We start from the raw sequence: 21,009 nt of genomic DNA on the forward strand, positions 1-21,009 counted from the left end.
TCGGTCTTTGCCCCGGCCTCGTGTTCGCGCAGCACCCCGATGATCTGCTCCTCGCTGAAGCGACTCCCTTTCATTGTCCGTCTCCTTTTCAGGCGACGGACTCTACCTCATTTCGGCTGAGTTTTCGGGGTGCAGGCCACGATGGTTCGCGTTAGAAATCACGCCGGTCGCATTTTCAAAGTACTGAACGAATTCATCCTGGCGCGAAGCGAGGGCGATGGCACGGCGCTACTTTACTCCGCGATTCTTCGAATTTTTCGAGGAACTGAGCCGCAACAACAATCGCGACTGGTTTGCGCAGAACAAGCCGCGCTACGAGCGCGAGGTGCGCGAGCCGATGCTCGCATTCATCGCTGATTTCGGGCCGCGGCTGCGAAAGATCAGCGCGCGCTACGTCGCCGATCCGCGCCCGGCGGCCGGCTCGATGATGCGCATCCATCGCAATCTGCGCTTCTCGCGCGACAAGGCGCCGTATCATACCAACGCGGCCGCGGCGTTCGGTCATCGCGACGGGAAGCGCTTCGACTCGCCGTCGTTCTACCTGTCGCTTTCGCCCGCGGAGGCTTTCGCCGGCGTCGGTGTATGGCATCCGCACGCGGACATGGTCGCCAAGATTCGCGACGCGATCGTCGCGCGGCCCGCGAAATGGAAGAGCGCCGTCAACGACCGTAGATTCAGGGCGCGATTCGAAATGGCAGGCGACATGCTGTCGCGCCCGCCGAAAGGCTACGACGCCAACCATCCGTTGATCGAGGATCTCAAGCGCAAGGACTTCATCGGCGGCACGCAGTTCACGCGCAACGAAGTCTGCTCGGCAGAGTTCATGGGTTTATTTTCCAGCGCGTGCGCGTCGGCAGCGCCGTTCATGAAGTTTCTAACCGAGGCGCTGGGGCTCAAGTGGTGACCGCCCGCCCGTGGGCACGGGTAGCCAGTATTAAGACCCATTTGCAGTGGCCGCGCCCGCCAACGGCGGGCGGCCTTAATGCTGGCCAGCCGTGCCAACGGCCCTTAATACCGGGTGCAGGGGTCACCCCTGCACGTTGGCACGAGACAAGCGACCTGCGCGACGCGAAAGCGCTTCTCGAAGAATTGGAAGCGTAGCGCGTTGCGCTTACAGGATGCGGCGGAGCTTCTGACCCAGGCGGCCGAACAATCCGGCGCGAGCCACGCCCGCTTTGGTTACGATTGGAATCCCCGCTTGCGGCTTGCCGTTGAGTAGAACCGCAAGATCGCCAACCGCCACGCCGGGTTGAACCGGCGCTTCCAGGTACCTTGCCGCGGGCTCGAATTGGACCGTGACCTTGCTCTCTTCGCCGCGCCCGAGCGTGAACACCGCAGCGCCCTGGGGCCCGATCGCCACCGCCTCGGCGACGCCGTCGCGCACCGGTATCGCCGCGGGTATCGCCTTGCTCAAATCGGGCCGGTAGCTGACAAAAGCGCGAAACGCCCAATCAATCAGTTTCTCGGTTTCGGTGCGGCGCCGCGCCGCGCTCGGCGCGCCCATCACGGCCGACAGCAGATTCATCCCGTTCGATGATGCCGACGCGACCAGGTGATAGCCCGCCTCGTTGACGTGGCCGGTCTTTATCCCGTTGACGCGCTTGTCGTAGAACAGCAGCGTGTTGAAGTTGGGTTGCTTGATCTTGTCGAACGCGAATTCCTTGTCCGAGGTGTACTTGAGCGCCTCCGGATGATGCCGCACGAGCGAGTGTGCAAGCGCCACCATGTCGGCCGCGGTGGTGAACTCGCCTGGCGCCGGCAACCCGTCGGGGTTTTCGAAGTGAGTCTCGATGAGCCCGATCTCCCTGGCCTTGTCGTTCATCATCTGCGTGAACGCGTCGGTGCTGCCGCCGAGGTATTCCGCCAGCGCCACCGCCGCGTCGTTGCCCGACGATACCATCAGGCCATACAGGAGGTCGTTCACGGCGACCTTTTGTCCCACGCCGAGAAACATCCGCGAGACGGTATCGTCCATCGAGAGCCGCCACGCCTTTTCGCTGATCGTGACGTCGGTGGCCGGGATGATCTTGCCCGCCTTCAGCGCGTCGAGGGTCAGGTAGAACGTCATGATCTTGGCGAGGCTGGCGGGTTGCATCTTCTGATGTTCGTTGAATGCGTACAGCACCGCGCCGGTGTCGCCATCGATCATCATGGCGGCCTTTGCGTCGAGCGCGAACGGAGCCGGTCTGTCGCCGAGCACGTGAATCGCGGTCAACGGAACCGCGGGCGCCTGTTCTTCGGCGTGCTTCGATGCGGTTGGATGGCGGTGAATCACCCTTGCAAAGGACGGAGTGGAACTTGCCGCCGCGATCGCGATCGCCGCAAACGCAATCGCCTTCGAAATTGATTTTTTCCGCACGCCCGTCGCCCTCCGCCTCAGCAGATTTTACTCCGCGAGCGTGCGGCGCGCGACGTTGGCGGGCAAGCCGGCCGGGATCACCCAATAGCGATCATCGGCAATCGGGCATATTCCCTTTTCACGCGTTCGAGCATAAAGGAAACTGAGCCCGAATGGACGTTTCAGTAATTTTGCCGGTCGTGAACGAGGCCGAAAACCTCAGCGCTTTGATCCCCAGGCTCATCGCGTTGCTCGACCGCGAGCGGCTCACTCACGAGATCGTGGTGGTGGACGGCGAGTCCAGCGACGGCACGCGTGAAACGGCGGAAGCGCTCGGCGCGCGAGTCGTTGCGGAACGCCGGCGCGGATACGCGGGCGCGTTGGAGACGGGGATTGCCGAGGCGCGCGGCGACTACCTGCTTACGCTCGACGCCGACCAGTCGCACGATCCCGATTTCATCGTCAAGATGTGGCGGGCCCGAACCCGCGCTGACATCGTGATCGCGTCCCGCTACGCGGTCGGCGGCGTTGCCTACTCGGGCTTCGTTCGCCGTTTTACGAGTTGGCTGCTGAACGTCGTGTTGCGGCGGGTGCTCTCGATGCCGGTGCGCGACCTGTCCAGCGGATATCGCCTGTACCGGCGTGAGGTGTTGGCGAACCTCGAACTCACGGCCACGAATTTCGAGGTGGTCGAGGAAATTCTGGTCAAAGCCTACGCCAGCGGATTCAGCATCGTCGAAGTTCCGTTCACCTATTTTCCGCGCGGCGCGGGCCGCTCGCACGCGAAGCTGGTCAGCTTCGGATGGAAAATCCTGCGTTCTTCGCTGCCGCTGTGGAAAATCCGCAACTCGCTTAAGTCCGCCGACTACGACGAACGCGCCTTCTACAGCCTGATTCCCCCGCAGCGCTACTGGCAACGCCGCCGCCATCGCATCACCGTGCTATGGGCGCGCGGCGTGGGCCGCGTGCTCGACGCAGGATGCGGTTCCAGTCTGATCGTGCAGAGCCTCAACAACGTGATCGGCATGGACTACAACTACGCCAAGCTCCGCTTTCTGCGCCGCTACGAAATTCCGCTGGTCAACGGCTCCGCCTTCGCGCTGCCGTTCAAGGACGAATCGTTCGATTGCGTGATCAGTTCGCAGGTTATCGAGCATATTCCATTCGACGAGTCGATTTTCAGCGAGATCCGCCGGGTGCTCCGCAGCGGTGGCCGGCTAATCCTCGGCACGCCCGACTATGCGACGATCGGATGGCGGATTATCGAACCGATCTACGGCTTCCTGATGCCCGGCGGATACAAGGACGAGCACATCACGCATTACACGCTGGACCGGCTCCGCGAGATCCTTGCCCGCCACGGAATCGTGATCGAGGAGATCGCCTACATCGTGCGCAGCGAGCTGATTCTCCGATGCCGCAAGGTTGAACTCGAAGATCGCGCGCCCAGCGACGTCGCCGCGGTTGGCTCGACGACGGCCTGAAATCGGGGAGAGAATCCTGAGATGACAGAGCATCGCATCTTGAGACTTGCCGGGAGTGGGGCGCTGGCTTTTATCGTGGCGACCGCAATCTGCACAACCTCGTGCTTGAGCAAGCAGCCGCAATCGCCGCGGCTGAATCTGGCAAGCATGCAGCTATCGCCCGCCGCACCAGGCAGTTGCGAGATCGATGCGGTCAAGATGTGCCAGGACACGGGAGGGCTTGCGTCGCCGGCGCCGTCGTCGCAGCCAGCAACGATGCCGATGGCGAGTTCATACGTGCCGCCCAGCGCTCCCGAGTCAGTCGAATTTCAGATTCCGATGGGCCAGGCTATCGAGCTGATGTGCTATTACAATCCGCAGCACAACTCGATCTATCGGGCCGATGCGACCGCGCAGTCCGCGCTGACCAGGAACTCCGTCGAGTACATGAAGCAGCGGGGATTCTGCGTTAACAAGTAAAGCGGGCGGCCATTGGCGTTGCCGGAAAGGAGATCGAAATGCCAAAGACTCAAGTCGGCGAAGTGAGCCTCAACTACGACGTCGCCGGCAACGGCGAGCCGATCCTGATGATCATGGGTCTCGGCGCCAGTTCAGCGGCGTGGGATCCCAAGCTTGTAGCCGAACTCGCGCGCACGTTTCGCGTGATCACGTTCGACAATCGCGGTACCGGGCAGAGCGACAAGCCTGACGCGCCGTATTCGATCGAGATGTTTGCCGACGACGCAGCCGGGCTGCTCGGCAAGCTCGAAGTTTCGCGGGCGCACATCTTTGGCGTCTCGATGGGCGGGATGATCGCACAGGAGTTCGCGCTGCGGCATCCGGGTCGAACGGCGACGCTCACGCTTGGATGCACCACGGCGGGTGGCACGCACGCCGTGCCGCCGCCGCTCGAATCGTTGAAAATTCTGACCGCGCCGCGCGAGGGGGTTGCGCCGGAGGCAGTGGTTCGGCGCTCATGGCCGCTCACCTACACGCCAAAGTACATCGCGGAGAATCGCGCGGTGCTCGAGGCCGCGATTGCGCGCCTGCTCAAGCATCCGACGCCGCCGTTTGCATTCCAACGCCAACTCGAAGGGACCTATACGCTCAAAACGTTTGACCGCCTGCCGCAAATCAAGGCGCCGACGCTGGTCGTGACCGGCGCCGACGACGTGCTGATCCCGGCGAAGAACTCCGAGATAATCGCGGCGCAGATACCCGGCGCGAAACTACACATCATCGCGGGCGTGGGACACGCATTCATGGACGAGGGCCGCGACGCATTCCTGGAAGTTTTTTTGCCGTTCGTAAAATCGCATCCAATGCAGGGGTAATCCCTGCGAATTAATACTGGCCCGTCGTGCCAACGACCGCGCTCCGTTGTCGCGCGCGGTCCCTGCCAATGGCTTAATACTGCGCTGCCGTCGCCACGGCCGGCGCTTGCGCGGGGGGCCGCGGGCAGCCTTAATCTCGTACGTGCCCTCGTTTTACGACTTCGCAATCGTCTGCCAGTCGCTCGGGCAGACGCAGAGCCGGCTTCAGATGGCCGAGACGGTAGGCACATTTCTGGCCAAACTCGACATCGATGAAGCGGAAGTCGCGGCGCGATTCATGGTCGGCCGCACGGTCGCGCCGGGCGAGGAGAAGCGCATCCAGATAAGCGGCCGCGCAATCTGGAAAATCGTCGCGGAGATGACAGACAGCGCAGACCAGGGCGAAGACATCTTTGCCGCCGCGGCAGACTTCGGCGAGGCGATCGAGATGACGCTCAAGCTTCGCGCGGCCGACCCTGAACCCACGCTTACGATTCGTGAGCTCAACGAAAAATTCGCCGAGATCGCCGCTATCGAGGGGCGCCACGCGCGCCAGCGCAAGCTCGACGCGCTGCGCGAGCTGTTCGCGCGCGCATCGGCATTCGAAGCCGGGTACATCGCGAAGATTCTGATCGGCCAGATGCGCCACGGGATGAGCCAGGCACTGATGCTCGAGGCGATCGCCCGGATGAGCGCGCGGCCGGTCAGCGAAGTTCGCCGGATTCACCTGCGGGAGGCTGACCTCGGCCGGGTGGTGCGAATCGTCCTGGGTCGCACGGCGCCATGAGCGTTCGCCCCGAGGCCGTCGTCGAGGTTGCGTACATTGATATGCAGCATTTCACCGTTTCAGCGCGCCGTGAATCAGTGATGATGATGCTGGACGTGGTTGGGCTCGTGCGCGTTGCTCAGCGCCATCCCGATAGCTTCCATTTCTGATTGGCCGAAATCCTCGAGCACAAACGCCTCGCCGCCGATGTCGGTTTCGACCCGCTCGTAAAGGTCGCAGCACCACCAATCGGGACTCAATTGGCGCGTCCGGATGACGAAGACATTGCCGCAAACCACTTCAACCCGTTCCATAAAAGCCACCTTCCTGATTTGGAATGGCCGCAGGCGCCGGGGGATCCTAAGGTGAAATATTTAGCATAATTGCGTCAGTATTGCTAATGCTCAAAGCGTGAAAGTTCGCGCGATTGGTGGACTTTTCCGGCGGAGTCGTCTGACGGAATCCGGACGGGAAAGGCGGTGGGTGTCAGGCCTTAAGCGAAGTCGAACAGTCTCGGCGTCGAGAAAGATCCGGGGTGCCTCGGCTTCGCTCGGGATGACACAAAAAAACGGAGGCAAAAAAAGCGCATGACACAAAAAAGCGCAAGCCGCATCGCGCGCAGACGTTGCGCCTTGGGGTGAACCGGGTCGTCTTTCATCGAACTGCTCTCACGCAGTGAGGCGGCGAACCAGCGCCTCACCAATAAGCATAATCATCGCGGCGACGAGCAGGTACGGATTCATCGAGACGCGGCGCTCGAGCGTGGCGCGTTGCGTCGAGACTTCCGCCGGCGACGGATTGAGACGCCCGCCGGTGGCGGACGCGAGTTGTTCGAGCAGGCCGTAGTTGGGCTCGGGGCGCGGCAGTTCGGCGTTGACCGACGGACTGACGGTGAACGCGAGCGGCGGGAACTTCTTGTCCTTGCCGGCCGGCGAGCGCACTTCGAAGTAGTAATTGCCGGGGGCGGGCGCGTCGATCGATCCCGACAACTCGCCCACAACTTCTTCGGTGAGTGCGGTTTCAGTCCGGGTTCCGTCGGGCCGCGTCACGAGCACGGTTACCAGGCGGGCGGCGTTGCCCGGCTCGGCGCTGTAGTCGGTCAGCTTTATATTGATCCGGCCGGCATTGTAGCCGAGTGCGACGTCGATTTTGGGTTCGGCGGGCATCTCCGGCGTCATCCAGGCGAGAATGCGATCCCACAGCGGCTGAAAAACATTCGCGCTGACCCACCTGCCGGACCATCGCCCGCTCGCGTCCGTGGTCACCGCCATCGCTTTGCCCGCGCCGTACTTCCAGCTCGCGATGACGGGCTCGCGCGTGCCGCTGCGATCGACGTACATGCTCATCGTGGCGCGCGGTTTGATCTCGGTGGAGACGTAGCCCTTGAGCGGTGGCATCTGGCGCGCCGCGAGATCTTTCAAAATCGCGTCGGGGCTTTCGCTGCGCGGTGTGAATTCTTTTTCGACCATCGTGATCTCGCCGCCGTGGGCGCGAAAGTCTTGGACGAAAAGCTGGGGCAGATTGCGCGGACTGTCGGTCTGATAGTAGGAACCGCCGCCGTACCTGGCGATCGCCTGGAGCAGGTCCACATTGGCGTCCCGCCCGATTGCGATCGTCGAGATCGTCGTGTTGGCGTCATGATGCATCCGCGAGACCAGGTCATAGTACATCTCGGCGGTGCCTCCGGTCTCGCCGTCGGTGAGGACAACGACGTGCTTGACCTGTGCGCCGCTGTTGCCGAGCATGCGTTCGGCCTCGCGCAGCGCCGGAATCATGAAAGTCTGGCCATGCGCGGAGAGCCGGTTGATCATCTGATCGAAATACGGGCGGCTCTGGCCGACGGACTGCAGCGGGATGACGACGAACGGCTGCGAGTCGAATCCGATGACGCCGATCAGGTCGTTGTCCTTGAGAGTTCTGGTGACGGTCTCGGCGGCGGCTTTGGCGTAGGTGAGCTTGTCGTTGCGGCCCATCGAGCCCGACTTGTCGATGATCAATATCAGCGCGCGTTTCTTTTCCTTGTGCTGCGGCGGCTTCATCGTCACCGGCATCACGGCCGCGAGCGGGCTGTCCGCATAACCGCCAAGGCCGAAACTCGAATCGCCGCCGATCATCGCGAGCGAACCGCCGCGACGCACGTACTCCGCCATCGCGTTCTGCGCGGCCGGCGCGATTCGTTCGCTCGGCACGTTGTTGATCAACACCGCGTCGTAACCCGAGACGGCGCCGTCCCAGGTCCCGCCGGTGACGGGCACGACGGTCGGTTCGAGTCCCATCCGATTGACGACGATGCCGAGATAGTTGGCGTCCCTGGCGCTGTCGCTAAGAATCAGAACTTTGCGCCGCGCGCCCACTCCCACCCATCCTTTGAGCGAGTCGTCCTCGGGGTACGCGTCGAGCGCGGGATTGTCGGGCTTGAAGGCGGCGGTGTACGAAGCCAGGCCGGCGGTTTCGGTGCGGACCGGGAAGTCGAAGCGCTGCGAGCCGCGCGCCAGCGTCACTTTGCGCTCATCGATAACCGCGCCGTCGCGCTCGATGGTGATGGTTCCCGCCGCGGGCAGGTCGTTAAGATTCTCCATCGTGACGCCGAGCGCGAACGGAGCGGCTTTCTCCAGCGCCGGCGGAAGCGAAAGCGCCGTCATCGCGACGTTGGGAATCGAACGCGCGCCGGGCGGCGTGAAGATGTCGAGGCGAATCTCGGCGGAGACAATCGCGCTTATCGCGCGCTCCGCGTCGCCGCGATTTTGCCATCCGTCGGTCACCATCACGGCCGGGCCGCCGTGCGCGTCGGGATCTGCGGCGATACGGTAGAGCGCGCTTTCAAGGTTGGTCGCGCCGGGCCCGCATTCGGCGCATCCGGTCCCGTTGGCGAACGCCGATTCGACGGCGCCGATCGATTCCGGGACCGCGCTGGCCGCGAACATGTACGCGGGATCTGCCGCGCGCAGCCCGAGGTCGTCGCGGATCAGCTTGAGCGTCCACGCGCGCATCGCCGGCGTGATACTGGCGCTCGCGTCGGCGATTGCGGGCCGCGCGGCGCCCTCGGAATGCATCACCTGCTGCGGATTTGCGAGCGCGACGACGAACAGGGCGAGCACTATCGCGCGCATCAGCGGCGCAAACACGCGGCGAATTTCGCGCGCGTTGACAAGACCCCAGAGCAAAACGATCGCGGGAATCGCGAGCAGATACAGCAGCTCGCGATGAGCGAAGCTCAAATCGTGCGGGGAGACTGTTGGAATCACGGCGCGGCGGCCTCGGCGATGCGGCGGCGCCGATAGACGAGAAGGGCTTCCAGAGCGGTCAGCGCGATAATCGCGGCGAGAAGGTAATCGCCAAGCGGGGATTTTTCCATCACCGGCGCGGCTGCGGAACCCGAACTTGCGGCTTCGACTTTGAGCTGCGGCGAGCTGGAGAGATCCGACTCGGTCAAGTCGGCAAGATTCACAGCGCGCGGCGTCTTCGCGCCGCCCGGACCGACGAGTTCGTAGATTCCCTGCTCCGACACCGCGGTGAAAAGCGTGCCGGGATTTGCTGCCGCCGCGCTTCCCGACGGGAGTATCACGCGCTCGACGCCCGCCGGCGCCAGCCACGGCTGTCCGGTCCGGTAGCCGCTGCTGTTCGCACCCAGTCCGGCCAGATAACTGATGGCGTTGAGCGTCAGCACCGACATGGGAAGGTTGCGCCGCCCGAGATACGGAAACGGATTGAAGCCGGTCGCGACGAAACGATGCGCTCCGCGCTCGCCCTTGAGCACGATCGCGCCGCCGTCGCCGCCGACCACCTGGCTCATCCATGGATGAGTCCCGAAATACTCGCCGCCGCGCAGACTGAGCAGGCGGAAGTTCACCGAATCGGTGAGCGTGTCGGTCGTGCGCCATCCGGCGATCTGGACCTTCGCGGTCGGCGTCACCGTCAATCCGAAAACGGGATCGCCCGGCGGCGGCATCACGAGCATCGTGTTCACGCCGGGGAGTTCCTTGGGCGCGGCGTATTCAAAGATGGCGAGATCGAAGTTGCCGAGATCGCCGGGCGAGTAGGAATCGGGGGTTTGAGCGGTGACCTCGACGCCGGGAATCGAGTTCAGGCCCGCGGCGTCGGCCGGAGTCGGGCTGATGAAAAGAATCGACACGTTCTTGACGGAGCCGGCTGTCGCGTAAGCGACGTTGTCGAGAGCGAGCGCGTCGTCGGGCGCGAGTTTTGCCTGGTAAATCCGCGCGGGCGGGATCGCGGGGAACTCGAGCGTAGCGGTCTCACGCGCGCCGAGAGCTTCCTTGGCGTGGGCGATTTCCCTGCCGTCTCCGCTCACGACGAGCTCGAGCGTGCGGGTTTCAGGGCTGAAGTTGGCGATGGAGAGACTCGCGTGGAGAGCTTCCGCGCCAAGGACTTCGCGCCGCAGCGAGAACGAGCCGATCGCGGCGTTGGCGACCGCGTCGCCCACCGCGATCGGATGAATTCGCGCGGGGACCGGCGCGGCGAGCGCGTTGGCGCCGGCAAAAATCACCTTGCTGACGCGCGCTTCCGAGGCGAGGTTGCCGAGGAAATTCTCGAGTGTCGTTTGATCGTTGGGCGCATCGGTCGGCTTGATTCGCGACAGCGCAAGGCGCGCCTCGGTCAGGGTACTGAACGGGGGCGCCACGCGGCGCGGCTGCGGCGCGGTGACGTAAACTGAGATTTCGCCACCGCCGTCTTCGGCGGACAAGGCGGCGTCGAGCTTTTCGCGCGCAACCTCGAAACGGCTCTTACCTGCGGGCGTCAACGCCTGCATCGCGGCGGAATTGTCGATCACGACTGCCAGCGGAGCGGTTTTCTTCCAGATGAACGGACCCGCCATCGCGAGCACCGCGAGACTCAGGATGAAGACCTCGGCGAAGAACATCCAATCCAGCCGCGGCCATCCGCCGAAACGCTCGCGCCGAAAACCGCGCAGCGCGCGAAACGCCAGCACGCTTGACACCGTCACCCGCGCCGGCCGCTCCTTGGCCAGGTATGCCAGCACCAGCGCCGGCACCAGGGCGAAAAATACGAGCGCGCCTGGATAAAGGAATCCCATCGGATAACTCTTCAGTGCGCCAGGCCGAGGTCGCTCACCGCGCGGACGAAGAAATTCTGGAAGTCGTGGTCGGTCGTGTAGAGCGCGTAATGCAGCCCGCGTCCGAGGCAGAAGGATTTTATTTCGCGCGTGAGACGCAGCATCGTCTCGCGATACTGCGTGCGCTCGCGGTCGCCGATCGAGACGCGCAGCCGCTCGCCGGACTCGGAATCGACTACCTCCACGTCGCCGTCGAGGCCCTGGCCGTTGAGCTCGCGCCCGCCGAGAATCTGCACGGCCGTCAGGTCCATCGAGGCCGCGGTGAACATCCCCAGCCCGCGCGTGACCGAGTTGAGCAGCATCAGGAAATCGGAAACGATAAACACCTTGCCGGCGCGCCGAATCGCGAGCAGCTCGGTCGCCAGCGAAGTCGCGAAATCGAACTGCCCGCCCGGCTTGAGATTGTGAAGGCGGCGCGCGAGCTCGACGATTCGATGGCGGCCGTTGACGAACGACGGATTCACCTTCCCGCCGCTGCCGCCGAGCACGCGCAGCATCACCCGATCGCCGCTGGCCAGCGCGACGTAGGCAAGTGCGAGCGCAGTCAGGATCGCCGACTCGAACTTGCGGTCGCCCGCCGGATACGCCATCGACGCGCTCGCATCGACGAAGATGTACGTGAGCAGGTCTTCCTCTTCCTGGAAAAGCTTGATGTAGAGTTTGTCGCTGCGGCCGTAAAGCCCCCAATCGATGTAACGGAAGTCGTCGCCGGGCGAGTAATGACGAAAATCGTTGAACTCGAGCGACGAGCCGCGCTTGGGCGACAGATGCATCCCCCGGCCCAGCCCGGCGTATCGCTGGCGGGTTCTGATCCTGAGCTTTTCGAGCCGGGCAAGAAAACCCGGCGTGAACTCGTCCGGCAGTCCGAACATCGGCTACGTGCGCGGCTTCCTGAGCCGCTTTACCACCTGCTCGAGGATCGATTCGGAAGAAACACTTTCGGCCTCGGCCTGGAAGTTGAGCAGCAAGCGATGGCGCAGGCACGGGACGATCGCGTCGTCGATATCGTCGTAGCTCACGCTCACGCGGCCGGCGAGCAATGCGTTAACCTTGGCGCACAAAATCAGCGCCTGCGCGCCGCGCGGGCTCGGCCCAAAACGCAGGTATTGGGAGACCTCGGGAATGGCGCCGGGACCGCCGGGAGTGCATCCGCCGATCACGCCGATGATGAAACGCTCGAGCGGTTCGGCCACCATCACCTCGCGAACCAGAGCTTTGAGTTCCTCGATCGCCCGCGGCGCGCGCGAAGGTTCGAACACCGGCTGAATGCGATTTTGCGCCGTGCCAGTGGTGCGGCTGAGGATTTCGCGCAATTCGTCAGGCTTGGGCGATCCCATCACGACTTTGAAGATGAACCGATCCATCTGCGCCTCGGGCAGCGGATAGGTTCCTTCGAGCTCGATGGGATTTTCCGTGGCGAGGACGATATACGGCGGATCGAGCACGTAGGTGGTGCCGAAGACGGTGACCTGATGCTCTTCCATCGCCTCGAGCACGGCCGATTGCGTCTTGGGCGTCGCGCGATTGATCTCGTCGCCGAGCACCATGTGCGCGAAGATCGGGCCGGGCTTGAACTGGAACTCGCGATGACCGTCGGCCTCGGTCAGCACCTGCGTGCCGATGATATCCGAGGGCATCAGGTCGGGCGTGAACTGAATTCGTTTGAAGCTGAGCCCGAGCGTTTCGCTGGCCGCCTTGACCATCAGCGTCTTGCCCAGTCCGGGCACGCCTTCGATCAAAATATGGCCGCCGCAGAACAGCGCGGTCAGCATCTTTCGCACGACCTCACGATGGCCGACGATCACGCGCGCGACTTCGCTCTCGGCGCGCGAGAAAATCTTGCGGAATTCCGCGACCCGCTGGTCGGGTGAAGCTTGTTGAGGAGCCGCTCCCATCCGTTGTCCTTCCTTATCCTGAATCTAATGAATCATGTCGCGATAGCGCGGCGGCACCAGTTGTCGTTCGTCGGGCGGCGCGTCGTCGCTGGTCGGCGCAAGCGGGGCATTGACGTAACCCGTCGTCGCCGTGGGCCGATCGGTGTCAAGTACCGTTTTTCCGCCGTTACCGGAAGAGGGCGCTCCCGGCAGCCGGAACATGACGTAGCGCGCATCCTTGATGTCAACGGTCGCACCCTTCTCGCCGGGCTTCAGGAAGCGCTGCGCATTGGTTGAGGTCGGCATCTCGCCAAGATGCGTATCGCCGAGGTTCGAGCCCATGTCCTTGTTATTCTTAGGCTTGCCGCCGGTGGCGGGAATATTGCGATCGGCGTTGGCGCCCGGCTTGGGGATATTGCCGGGTCGGTTGGGCTCGGGCTGGCTGCCGCCGCCTTGATTTTTGTCGTTGCCGGGCTGGTTGTTGGGGCCGGGATTTTTTGCGTTGGCGGTCTCGACCTGCGCTTCGGCTTTGGCGAGTTCGTTGTGGAGTTCGATGCTCGATTGGTCGCCCTTGTGCTGATCGTTCTTGTCGTTTTTTGCCGATCCTTTTCCGCCTTCGTTCTTGCCTGAATTCTTGCCGGTTTCGCCTTTGCCTGAACCCGCGCTGCCGCCGCCCAGGTTCTGGCCGGCGCCGGACCCGCTCTTGCCCTGGCCGCTGCCCGCGCCCGATGAGCTGCCCTGGCTCTGGCTCTTGCCGCTGCCCTTTCCGTTCTGCGCGTTCGACTTGCCGGTGCCCTGATTTTTTCCGGACTGGCTGTTGTTGCGCTTCTGAGCGGCCTTGTCGGCCTCCCGCATCGCTTCCTCGATGCGCTTCTTTTTCTCCTCGGGCGGCAGCTTGGAATTTTCCAGTGCGTCGGCTGCCTGGCGAATCTTGTCCACCAGCGCGGAATCGTCGGAGCTGGCCGATGTTCTGGCGATCTCCGCGGCGATCGCGCGCAGCTTGGCGGCCTCGGTATTCTCGGGCGTCGGCGCGCGCACCAATCCTAATGTCGCCAGCACCATCGCAAGCGCGACCACGCCCGCAAAAATCGAGGATCGCTTGAGCGGCTCGCCGATTTCGAGTCTGAATTCCCGGCGCACATCGAGACCGCCGAACAGCGCGATCGCGCGCCGCCACAGAATCGGGAACAGCGGCGTGCGCCGCGCACGGATGCTCTCCGGCGCCGACGGATCGGCCAGCGTGGCGAACGTCACGATCTCCTGATGGCATTCCAGGCGGTCGTCGAGTTCGGCTGCCGCCGCCACAAAGTCGCTGGCGCGCCGATACGCCCGAAATGCCATGACCAATCCTGCCGCCAGCACCACGATGCCCGCGCCGATCAACGCGAGGCTGAGCACCGCGCCACGCTCGGGCGCAAGCCGGTATCCCAGCCGCGTCCAGGTCACGTCGCCAATCTGCGTGAGCAACGCTCCCAGCGCGATCGCGGTGAGCGCCGGCGCAACCGCGCATAGCATCGCACGGATGGCGGCTAGCCGCGCGATCCGCGCGCTGGCGATCCCGATTGTCTCGACCGGATTGTCCACAGAATGAAATTATAGCGTACTCGACGCAGATGCGACCGTCCAATCGGCGGCCCGGACCGCCTTATTTTACCGGGATTGCGGCCGGTTTACCTGCCGGCGGTTTCCGTTCCAGTGCGATCGCGCGCCGATGCTCCTCAAACGATTTCGAAAAGACATGAGTGCCGCCTTCGCGGGCGACAAAATAGAGAAATTCGGTATGCGTCGGATATAGCGCGGCTTCGATCGATTTCAGCCCGGGATTCGCGATTGGCCCGGGCGGCAAGCCGGTGAAGTCGTACGTATTGAAGGCCGACGCCGTGTGAACCGCGCTTGCGGCCGACGCCCTCGCTCCGTCGAGCGCATACTCCGCCGTCGGGTCGGATTGCAGCGGCATCTTGAGCCGCAGCCGATTGTAGAACACGCCCGCGATCAGCGGCCGCTCGCCCGGCACTTTCGCTTCCTTCTCGACGATCGAGGCCATCGTGACCAGCCGGCGCGCATCCAGGCCGGCCTCGAACATCCGCTCTTCCACCGCAGGCGTCAGGACCTGGTAGAACCGCGCGAGCATCGCGGAGAGCACGTCGTTGGTCTTCGCGTGCGGCGAAAATCTGTAGGTCGCCGGGAACAGGTAGCCTTCCGCGCCGAGCGGCATCAGCCCCAGCGCGCGCACCATCGCGCCGTCGCGCGCGGCCTGCTCGAATTCATCCTCGCAGACCAGGCCGGTCTCGGCCAACCGCTGCGCGATCTGATGGACCGTCATGCCTTCGGGAATCGTGATTGTGACGACGACGAAATCGCCCCTGACCAGATGGCGCATCACGTCGGGAATCCGCTCGCCGCCGTTGAAAGCATAGTCGCCCGGCTTGACTTGGCGCGCGGTCTCGCTCATCTGGCCGTATAATCGCAGCGCGAGCGCGCTTCGAACCACGCCGGCGTCCGCCAGCGCCCGCGCGATTTGGCGAAACGACTCGCCCTTTTCAATCGTGAGTTCCCGCGGCGGCGCGAATTTTTCGGTGGGACTCAGCCAGTAGTATGAGAACGCGGCGTACGCTGCGCCCACGACGATCGCGACTGCGAGGATTGATGCCGCAAGCTTCATCTAATTCGAGGATATATTTCGCGCCGCAGTTTTTCATCAGCCGCCGCCGCCGCGCGGGACTCTGTCCGGATGCGCTTGCATCCAGCCTTCGAGGATCACCACCGCAGCGAGCGCGTCGAGCCCTGACTTGCGCGCGCCCCTCCTGGTCGGCATGTCCGCCAGACGCTCCCGCGCTTCGAAGCTCGTCAGCCGCTCGTCGAACATCTCGACGCTGACACCGAGGGCGTCCGCCAGGCTCGCGGCGAACCTCCGCGCCGAACGGGCAACGGGGCCTTCGCTGCCATCCATGTTGAGCGGCAGGCCGACGACAATCGTGCTTACGTGACGGTCGCGCAGCATCGCGGCGATCGCCTCGAGGTCGTGCTTGAGCGCGCGCCGCTCGACGATACCCACCGGATGCGCGCCGATCGAGGCCGCGTCGGTGACGGCGACGCCGATTCGGCGCCGCCCGAGATCAAGCGCAGCGATTGGCATTGGTTTGCTCGTTCAGTTCCGTCGCGCGCGGTTGATATTCGTGGTTCATAGGCGATCTCCCGCGTCTGCGGGTTGGAGGATAACAATTTTCATGACCGCTGGTACTATGGGGGCCACAATCGAGGGCTGGGCCTATCTGATGAATTTGATGGAACCGTTTTCGCAATCCTCGCATTCAGCGCCGCTGTGCATTGCCAATCTCGTATTGGCGGTCCTGCTCTGCCCTGTATCGGCGTCGGCTTGGGGAGTTGACGGGCACAAAATCGTCGCAATCATTGCGGCGGACAACCTCACGCCGGCGGCCGCGAGTCATGTGGCAGACATCCTGGGCGCGTCAGCCAACAAAAGAGCAATTGCAACTGCGATGGAGGCGGCTTCGATCCGTCCGGATTTCGAGTTCCGCGATGAAGATCCTTTGACGAAGCCATGGCACTTCATCGACATTTGCCTGCAAGACCGGCGAGCGGACGTTCCTGCACGATGCCCCGGCGGAAACTGCGTGACAGGGAAAATCGACGAATATTCGAAGCGCTTGAAAGAGGCGAAGTACGACCGCTGGGGCGCTGCCGGCGATCTCGCGTTCCTGATCCACTTTGTCGGCGACATCCATCAACCGCTGCACGCCGCGAACGACGAGGACCGCGGCGGCAATTGCATAACGGTCAAACCGAATACTCGAGCAAAAGATCTTCACGAGATCTGGGACACCACCGTCGTGCGCGGTCTCGAAGACAGCATCGATTCCGGAAGGCCCCAGACGACGGCCCACAAGTTGGAACGAAAATATGCGCCTGAGAAAGAGGCCGATTCATGGATTCCTGCCGGCGACATTGCGTGGGAATCGAATCAACTGGCGCGTTCCGACATTTACGCCGCGCTCCACATCCCCATCGAACCCTGCCAACCCACAGCCAATGTCTGCCGCAATCCTCTCGGACACGCCGTCGAACTGGACTCTTCTTACATGTACCGCGCTGACGCGGTCGCGGGTCATCAGCTTGCGAAGGCGGGATTCAGGCTGGCCAGCCTCTTGAATGAGACCTGGACACAGCCCGCTGCTCCGAACGATGCGCCGCGTGGATCGAAAGCGAATTCCGCCCCGGCTCAGGTTGTTTCATCGAAGACCGTTGCCGTTGGGGACCAAATCGTTTTCGTTGGCAATCGCCGAAGCAAGATTTACGCGTGGCCCGGATGCGGAAGCTACGACAGGATGGCGCCCGAGAATCGAGTCGTGTTCGCGAGCCGCGAAGCGGCGGAACAGGCGGGGTATCGTGCGGCTCGGAATTGTCCCTGATGAATTTGCCCGGAGACCGCCCCTTTCGATCGAGTCCCGCGCGTCAGATACTCGCGATTCGCATGTGCCCTGCGCATCAGTTCATTTGTGCCTATTGTAACTGCGTTAATCTCTGTCGCTATTCCGGGCGAAGTGCGAATAGAGATGATCGGAATGTATCAGACGGATACACCGCCAAGGGTTGCGTTGGATAGGCGAATGACTTAGCGTCGCTGATGATGCTGGCTCGGGGGAGACGCTCTTTGGGATATCCGCGCGCGCTGACGGGGTTGGTCGTTGCCCTGATTGCGACTACCGCGGCGCTGTTTCTTTTTTTCCAGGCAAATCCGCAGACGCTTGCCTCGCCGCTCGACACGCTCAGCTCCCAACTGGATGCCGGCAAGGACGGCCCTGACGTAGTCGAGCAGCCAGAATCCGCCGAACCCGCACCTGCGTCGATCATAATCAGCATGACGCTGGACCGCACCGCGCCAATCGAAAGCTACCTTCGCAAAGCCGGGATGGAACCGGACGACGCGCATCAGTGGGCGACGTACATTCAGCGCATCACCGCGAACCGATATTTTTACAGCGGGCATCCGCTGACGCTGTACCGGGATCCCGAGACCGGCGAGATGCGCGGCCTCAAGTACGATCTTGACGAAAAGACCACGGTCACCGCGGCCAGTCTCGGCGCCGGCGTGCTGAAGGCTGCGCTGCGGCCGCTCGAGTATTTCATTCGTCCGATCAAGCTGACGTTCGCGGTCAAGGACAACTTCCAGCGCGCAGCCGCCGAGAACGGGATACCCAAGCCAATCGTCGCCACGCTGCAGGACGCGTTCGCGGACCGCCACGATCTCAACCGCCTCGCGCCCGGCTCCGCGGTCAAGCTGATTTACGATGAAAAGGTCAGCCGCGACGGCTCCTACACGCTCGCCGGTGACGTGCAGGCGGCGCAAATCCGCTTTGGGAGCCGCACACTGACGGCGATATCATTCTCCGACGAACACGGCCGCCCTCATCTATATGACGAAAAGGGCCACGCGCTCGGCCCGCAGTCCCTGAAGTTTCCGCTCAATTTCAAGTACATTTCCTCGGGCTTCACCTTCCATCGCTGGCATCCGATCCTGCACGAGTACCGGCCTCATGTCGGCGTCGATCTGGTCGCCAAATACGGCGAGCCGGTCAAAGCCGTCGCCGATGGCAAAGTTATAAGTGCGGGATGGCAGGGCGAGCTTGGCAATTGCATCCGCATTCAACATCAGCATGAGATGATCAGCATTTACGGTCATCTGTCGAAGATTAGCTCCGAGGTGAAGCCGGGCGGTTACGTTCATATCGGGCAGGTCATTGGAAATGTCGGCTCGACCGGCCTTTCGACCGGTCCGCATCTCCATTTCGCGATGGAAAAAGACGGCGCCTGGGTCAATCCTCTCACCGAGAAGCTGGGCGAGAATCACGAGGTCTCGCCGCGGATGAAGGCGATCTTCGACGACATCAAGGATCGCTACCAGTCCGCGCTGGCCGCGCTGCCCGACCTGGGCAGCCATTTCATCGCGACCGACGCGCGCAAACCCGCGATCTCGAAGTTCGCCGACATGTACCACGTGACGCTCGGCCACAGCCCCTCAAAAAGCACCCATCTGCGCGCACAGAGAATTTCGAGCAGCCGCAGCGGCCCGGCGCTCGGCGCCTTGGGGTCCGACAGCGCGCTGTGATCTGAATTCTTCACGGCCTCACGGTATCGCTCCACTCTTCCATCGCCATTGCCAGGTCACAGCTTCCCGGTTACGGCTGAAATCGCGGCGAGGTCGCATCTGAAATGCGCGAGCATACCAATACCGATTTCTTCAAGCCCGGATTGCCGCGCGCCTTCGGCCATCGCGGATGCGCCGGTACGCATCCTGAAAACACGCTCGAAGCATTTGCCGCCGCCGCTGCGATCGGCATTCAGTATCTCGAACTTGACATCCACATGACGCGCGACGGCGAAATCGTTGTCAGTCACGACGACCATCTGGAGCGCACTTGCGGGCGCGCCGGCGTCATCTGCGAGATGACATACGCCGAGCTTGCGGCGGCCGACGCGGGCCGCATGTTTACGCTCGACGGCGCGAATTTTCCATTCAGAGACAGGGGTATCCGGATGCCGCGTCTGGCCGACGTGCTTGCGGCGTTTCCATCGCTGCGGATAGAGATCGAAGTCAAGCAAATCGCGCCGAGCGTGGTCGCGCCGATGCTCGACGTGATCGATCGCGCCGGGATGCGCAAGCGTGTGTTTGTCGCCAGCGAGCACCAGCAACCGCTCGACGAGGCCCGGATGCTGGCGCCGGACATCCCGACCAACTTTTCGTACTTCGAAACGGGCGGATTCTTTCAGGCGATGGTGAGCCGCGACAACTATCGTCCGCCCGGCGACGCACTCCAAATCCCGCCCAGTTATGAATCGTGGCAGCTGGTCACGCCCGAAAGTGTCGAGTTCGCGCATCGCATCGGACTCGAAGTGCACGTCTGGACGGTGAACGAGGAAGCCGAGATGCGGGAACTGCTCGACTTGGGCGTGGACGGACTGATGAGCGACTACCCGCGCCGCTTGCTCGACGTGATTCGCAGCCGCGCCGCCGCGCCCCGCTGAGCGCGCTCTTTCCAGTTTGCCACGGGCTTTGTTACGATTTCGCCCGCTCGTCGAAAAAATTTACGCGGGAGTGAAAATTATGAAGCTCGACACCGGTCTCTCGGCGCGCAACTTGCGCGATGTTCCGGCCGCGGCCCGCGCCGCCGAGGCGGCGGGGTTCGACGCGATCTGGATTCCCGAGGCCGGCAACGACGGCTTCCTTCCGGCCGCGCTGATCGCGGAGCATACCCGGCGAGTCAAAATGGGTACGTCGGTTGCGATTGCGTTTCCGCGCAGCCCCATGGTTACCGCCGCGGCCGCGTGGGACCTCGCGGGATTTTCCGAGGGCCGCTTCATCCTCGGGCTCGGCACGCAGGTCAAGGGCCATATCGAGCGCCGCTACAGCACGAAGTGGGAAGCGCCGGTGCCGCGCCTGCGCGAGTACATCCTGGCGCTGCGCGCGATCTTCAAATGCTGGTCGGAGGGCGGCGCGAAACTTTCGTTTCAGGGAAAGTACTACAACTTCTCGTTGATGACGCCGTTCTTCACGCCGGCCAGACACAACTACTCGAACGTGCCGATTCACATCGCCGGTGTGAACGAACATATCATCCGGCTCGCCGGCGAACTGTGCGAGGGCCTGCATGCGCATCCCTTCAACTCGCCCAAGTATCTCCGCGAATTCGTGCTGCCGAACGTCGAGAAGGGTCTCAAGCAGGCCGGGCGCTCGCGCAAAGACTTCGAAATCCAATCGACGGCGTTCGTAATTACCGGCCGCGACCAGGACGAAATAAAAAAAATGCGCGAAGTCGTCCGCCAGCAGATCTCGTTCTACGCCTCGACGCGAACCTACAAGATCGTGCTCGACACGCACGGATGGGGCGACGTCGCCCAGCGACTGAACGAAAAGGCTGCCAAAGGCGAGTGGGTCTCGATGGCCAAAGAGATCACGGACGAGATGCTCGACGTGTACACGGTCGCGGGCACCTACGACGAGATCGCGGACAAGGTGATGCAGCGTTACGATGGGCTGCTCGACCGGGTTGCGTTTTACATTCCGTTTCGCGCGGGCGCTGACGACGCGCAATGGGCAAAACTCGCAAAGCGATTCAATGGATGAGCTTCGCCATTCTCGCGATA

General features: G+C 63.0%; 18 protein-coding genes. 9 read left to right on the plus strand and 9 right to left on the minus strand.

Going from position 1 to position 21,009, the window contains the following annotated elements:
- The first annotated feature begins 217 nt into the window (after positions 1 to 217).
- Positions 218 to 904, plus strand: coding sequence for a TIGR02453 family protein (locus tag VIO10_RS13695; RefSeq protein ID WP_331965236.1), 687 nt, complete (start codon positions 218 to 220; stop codon positions 902 to 904).
- 207 nt (positions 905 to 1,111) lie between these two features.
- On the opposite strand, the gene VIO10_RS13700 is transcribed toward VIO10_RS13695, so the two are convergent.
- Positions 1,112 to 2,359, minus strand: coding sequence for a D-alanyl-D-alanine carboxypeptidase family protein (locus VIO10_RS13700; RefSeq protein ID WP_331965239.1), 1,248 nt, complete (start codon positions 2,357 to 2,359; stop codon positions 1,112 to 1,114).
- A 152-nt stretch (positions 2,360 to 2,511) separates the two neighbouring features.
- On the opposite strand from VIO10_RS13700, the gene VIO10_RS13705 reads away from it, so the two are divergent.
- The 4 genes from VIO10_RS13705 (at position 2,512) to VIO10_RS13720 (ending at position 5,901) form a co-directional block, all read left to right on the plus strand.
- On the plus strand, positions 2,512 to 3,822 hold the full coding sequence (locus VIO10_RS13705) for a glycosyltransferase (RefSeq protein ID WP_331965242.1): 1,311 nt from the start codon (positions 2,512 to 2,514) through the stop codon (positions 3,820 to 3,822).
- Between the two features lie 21 nt (positions 3,823 to 3,843).
- On the plus strand, positions 3,844 to 4,281 hold the full coding sequence (locus tag VIO10_RS13710) for a hypothetical protein (RefSeq protein ID WP_331965245.1): 438 nt from the start codon (positions 3,844 to 3,846) through the stop codon (positions 4,279 to 4,281).
- 38 nt (positions 4,282 to 4,319) lie between these two features.
- The gene (locus tag VIO10_RS13715; RefSeq protein ID WP_331965248.1) at positions 4,320 to 5,135 is read left to right on the plus strand and encodes an alpha/beta fold hydrolase; all 816 of its coding nucleotides are present in this window, start codon (positions 4,320 to 4,322) and stop codon (positions 5,133 to 5,135) included.
- A gap of 142 nt (positions 5,136 to 5,277) precedes the next feature.
- Complete coding sequence (locus tag VIO10_RS13720; protein ID WP_331965251.1) at positions 5,278 to 5,901, plus strand: hypothetical protein; 624 nt, start codon at positions 5,278 to 5,280, stop codon at positions 5,899 to 5,901.
- Positions 5,902 to 5,975: 74 nt separating this feature from the next.
- Here VIO10_RS13720 and VIO10_RS13725 read toward each other — a convergent pair whose 3' ends face one another.
- The 8 genes from VIO10_RS13725 to ruvX form a co-directional block, all read right to left on the minus strand.
- On the minus strand, positions 5,976 to 6,194 hold the full coding sequence (locus VIO10_RS13725; RefSeq protein ID WP_331965254.1) for a hypothetical protein: 219 nt from the start codon (positions 6,192 to 6,194) through the stop codon (positions 5,976 to 5,978).
- A gap of 354 nt (positions 6,195 to 6,548) precedes the next feature.
- The gene (locus VIO10_RS13730) at positions 6,549 to 9,125 is read right to left on the minus strand and encodes a VWA domain-containing protein (protein ID WP_331965257.1); all 2,577 of its coding nucleotides are present in this window, start codon (positions 9,123 to 9,125) and stop codon (positions 6,549 to 6,551) included.
- The gene (locus VIO10_RS13735; protein ID WP_331965260.1) at positions 9,122 to 10,933 is read right to left on the minus strand and encodes a BatA and WFA domain-containing protein; all 1,812 of its coding nucleotides are present in this window, start codon (positions 10,931 to 10,933) and stop codon (positions 9,122 to 9,124) included. Before VIO10_RS13735 ends, VIO10_RS13730 begins: the two co-directional genes overlap by 4 nt.
- A gap of 11 nt (positions 10,934 to 10,944) precedes the next feature.
- A complete protein-coding gene (locus VIO10_RS13740) occupies positions 10,945 to 11,844 on the minus strand; it encodes a DUF58 domain-containing protein (protein WP_331965263.1) in 900 nt (299 codons plus the stop codon).
- A gap of 3 nt (positions 11,845 to 11,847) precedes the next feature.
- On the minus strand, positions 11,848 to 12,867 hold the full coding sequence (locus tag VIO10_RS13745; RefSeq protein ID WP_331965266.1) for an AAA family ATPase: 1,020 nt from the start codon (positions 12,865 to 12,867) through the stop codon (positions 11,848 to 11,850).
- Positions 12,868 to 12,891: 24 nt separating this feature from the next.
- Positions 12,892 to 14,430: a hypothetical protein gene (locus VIO10_RS13750; RefSeq protein ID WP_331965269.1), complete on the minus strand. Its 1,539-nt coding sequence runs from the start codon at positions 14,428 to 14,430 to the stop codon at positions 12,892 to 12,894.
- A gap of 61 nt (positions 14,431 to 14,491) precedes the next feature.
- On the minus strand, positions 14,492 to 15,508 hold the full coding sequence (gene mltG, locus VIO10_RS13755) for an endolytic transglycosylase MltG (RefSeq protein WP_331965272.1): 1,017 nt from the start codon (positions 15,506 to 15,508) through the stop codon (positions 14,492 to 14,494).
- 36 nt (positions 15,509 to 15,544) lie between these two features.
- Positions 15,545 to 15,982, minus strand: a complete 438-nt coding sequence (ruvX, locus tag VIO10_RS13760) for a Holliday junction resolvase RuvX (RefSeq protein ID WP_331965275.1) — start codon at positions 15,980 to 15,982, stop codon at positions 15,545 to 15,547.
- 91 nt (positions 15,983 to 16,073) lie between these two features.
- On the opposite strand from ruvX, the gene VIO10_RS13765 reads away from it, so the two are divergent.
- The 4 genes from VIO10_RS13765 to VIO10_RS13780 all read left to right on the plus strand — a co-directional run bounded on the left by VIO10_RS13765 (position 16,074) and on the right by VIO10_RS13780 (position 20,989).
- Positions 16,074 to 17,276 (plus strand): S1/P1 nuclease, encoded by a 1,203-nt coding sequence (locus VIO10_RS13765; protein ID WP_331965278.1) that lies wholly within the window; start codon positions 16,074 to 16,076, stop codon positions 17,274 to 17,276.
- 242 nt (positions 17,277 to 17,518) lie between these two features.
- Positions 17,519 to 18,973 carry a M23 family metallopeptidase gene (locus tag VIO10_RS13770; protein ID WP_331965281.1) on the plus strand — a complete coding sequence of 485 codons (1,455 nt, stop codon included), beginning with the start codon at positions 17,519 to 17,521 and terminating at the stop codon, positions 18,971 to 18,973.
- A 104-nt stretch (positions 18,974 to 19,077) separates the two neighbouring features.
- On the plus strand, positions 19,078 to 19,890 hold the full coding sequence (locus VIO10_RS13775) for a glycerophosphodiester phosphodiesterase (RefSeq protein WP_331965284.1): 813 nt from the start codon (positions 19,078 to 19,080) through the stop codon (positions 19,888 to 19,890).
- 79 nt (positions 19,891 to 19,969) lie between these two features.
- Positions 19,970 to 20,989 (plus strand): TIGR03617 family F420-dependent LLM class oxidoreductase, encoded by a 1,020-nt coding sequence (locus VIO10_RS13780; RefSeq protein ID WP_331965287.1) that lies wholly within the window; start codon positions 19,970 to 19,972, stop codon positions 20,987 to 20,989.
- Positions 20,990 to 21,009 lie beyond the last annotated feature (20 nt).

Source organism: Candidatus Binatus sp. (genome assembly GCF_036567905.1).
GTDB lineage: Bacteria > Desulfobacterota > Binatia > Binatales > Binataceae > Binatus.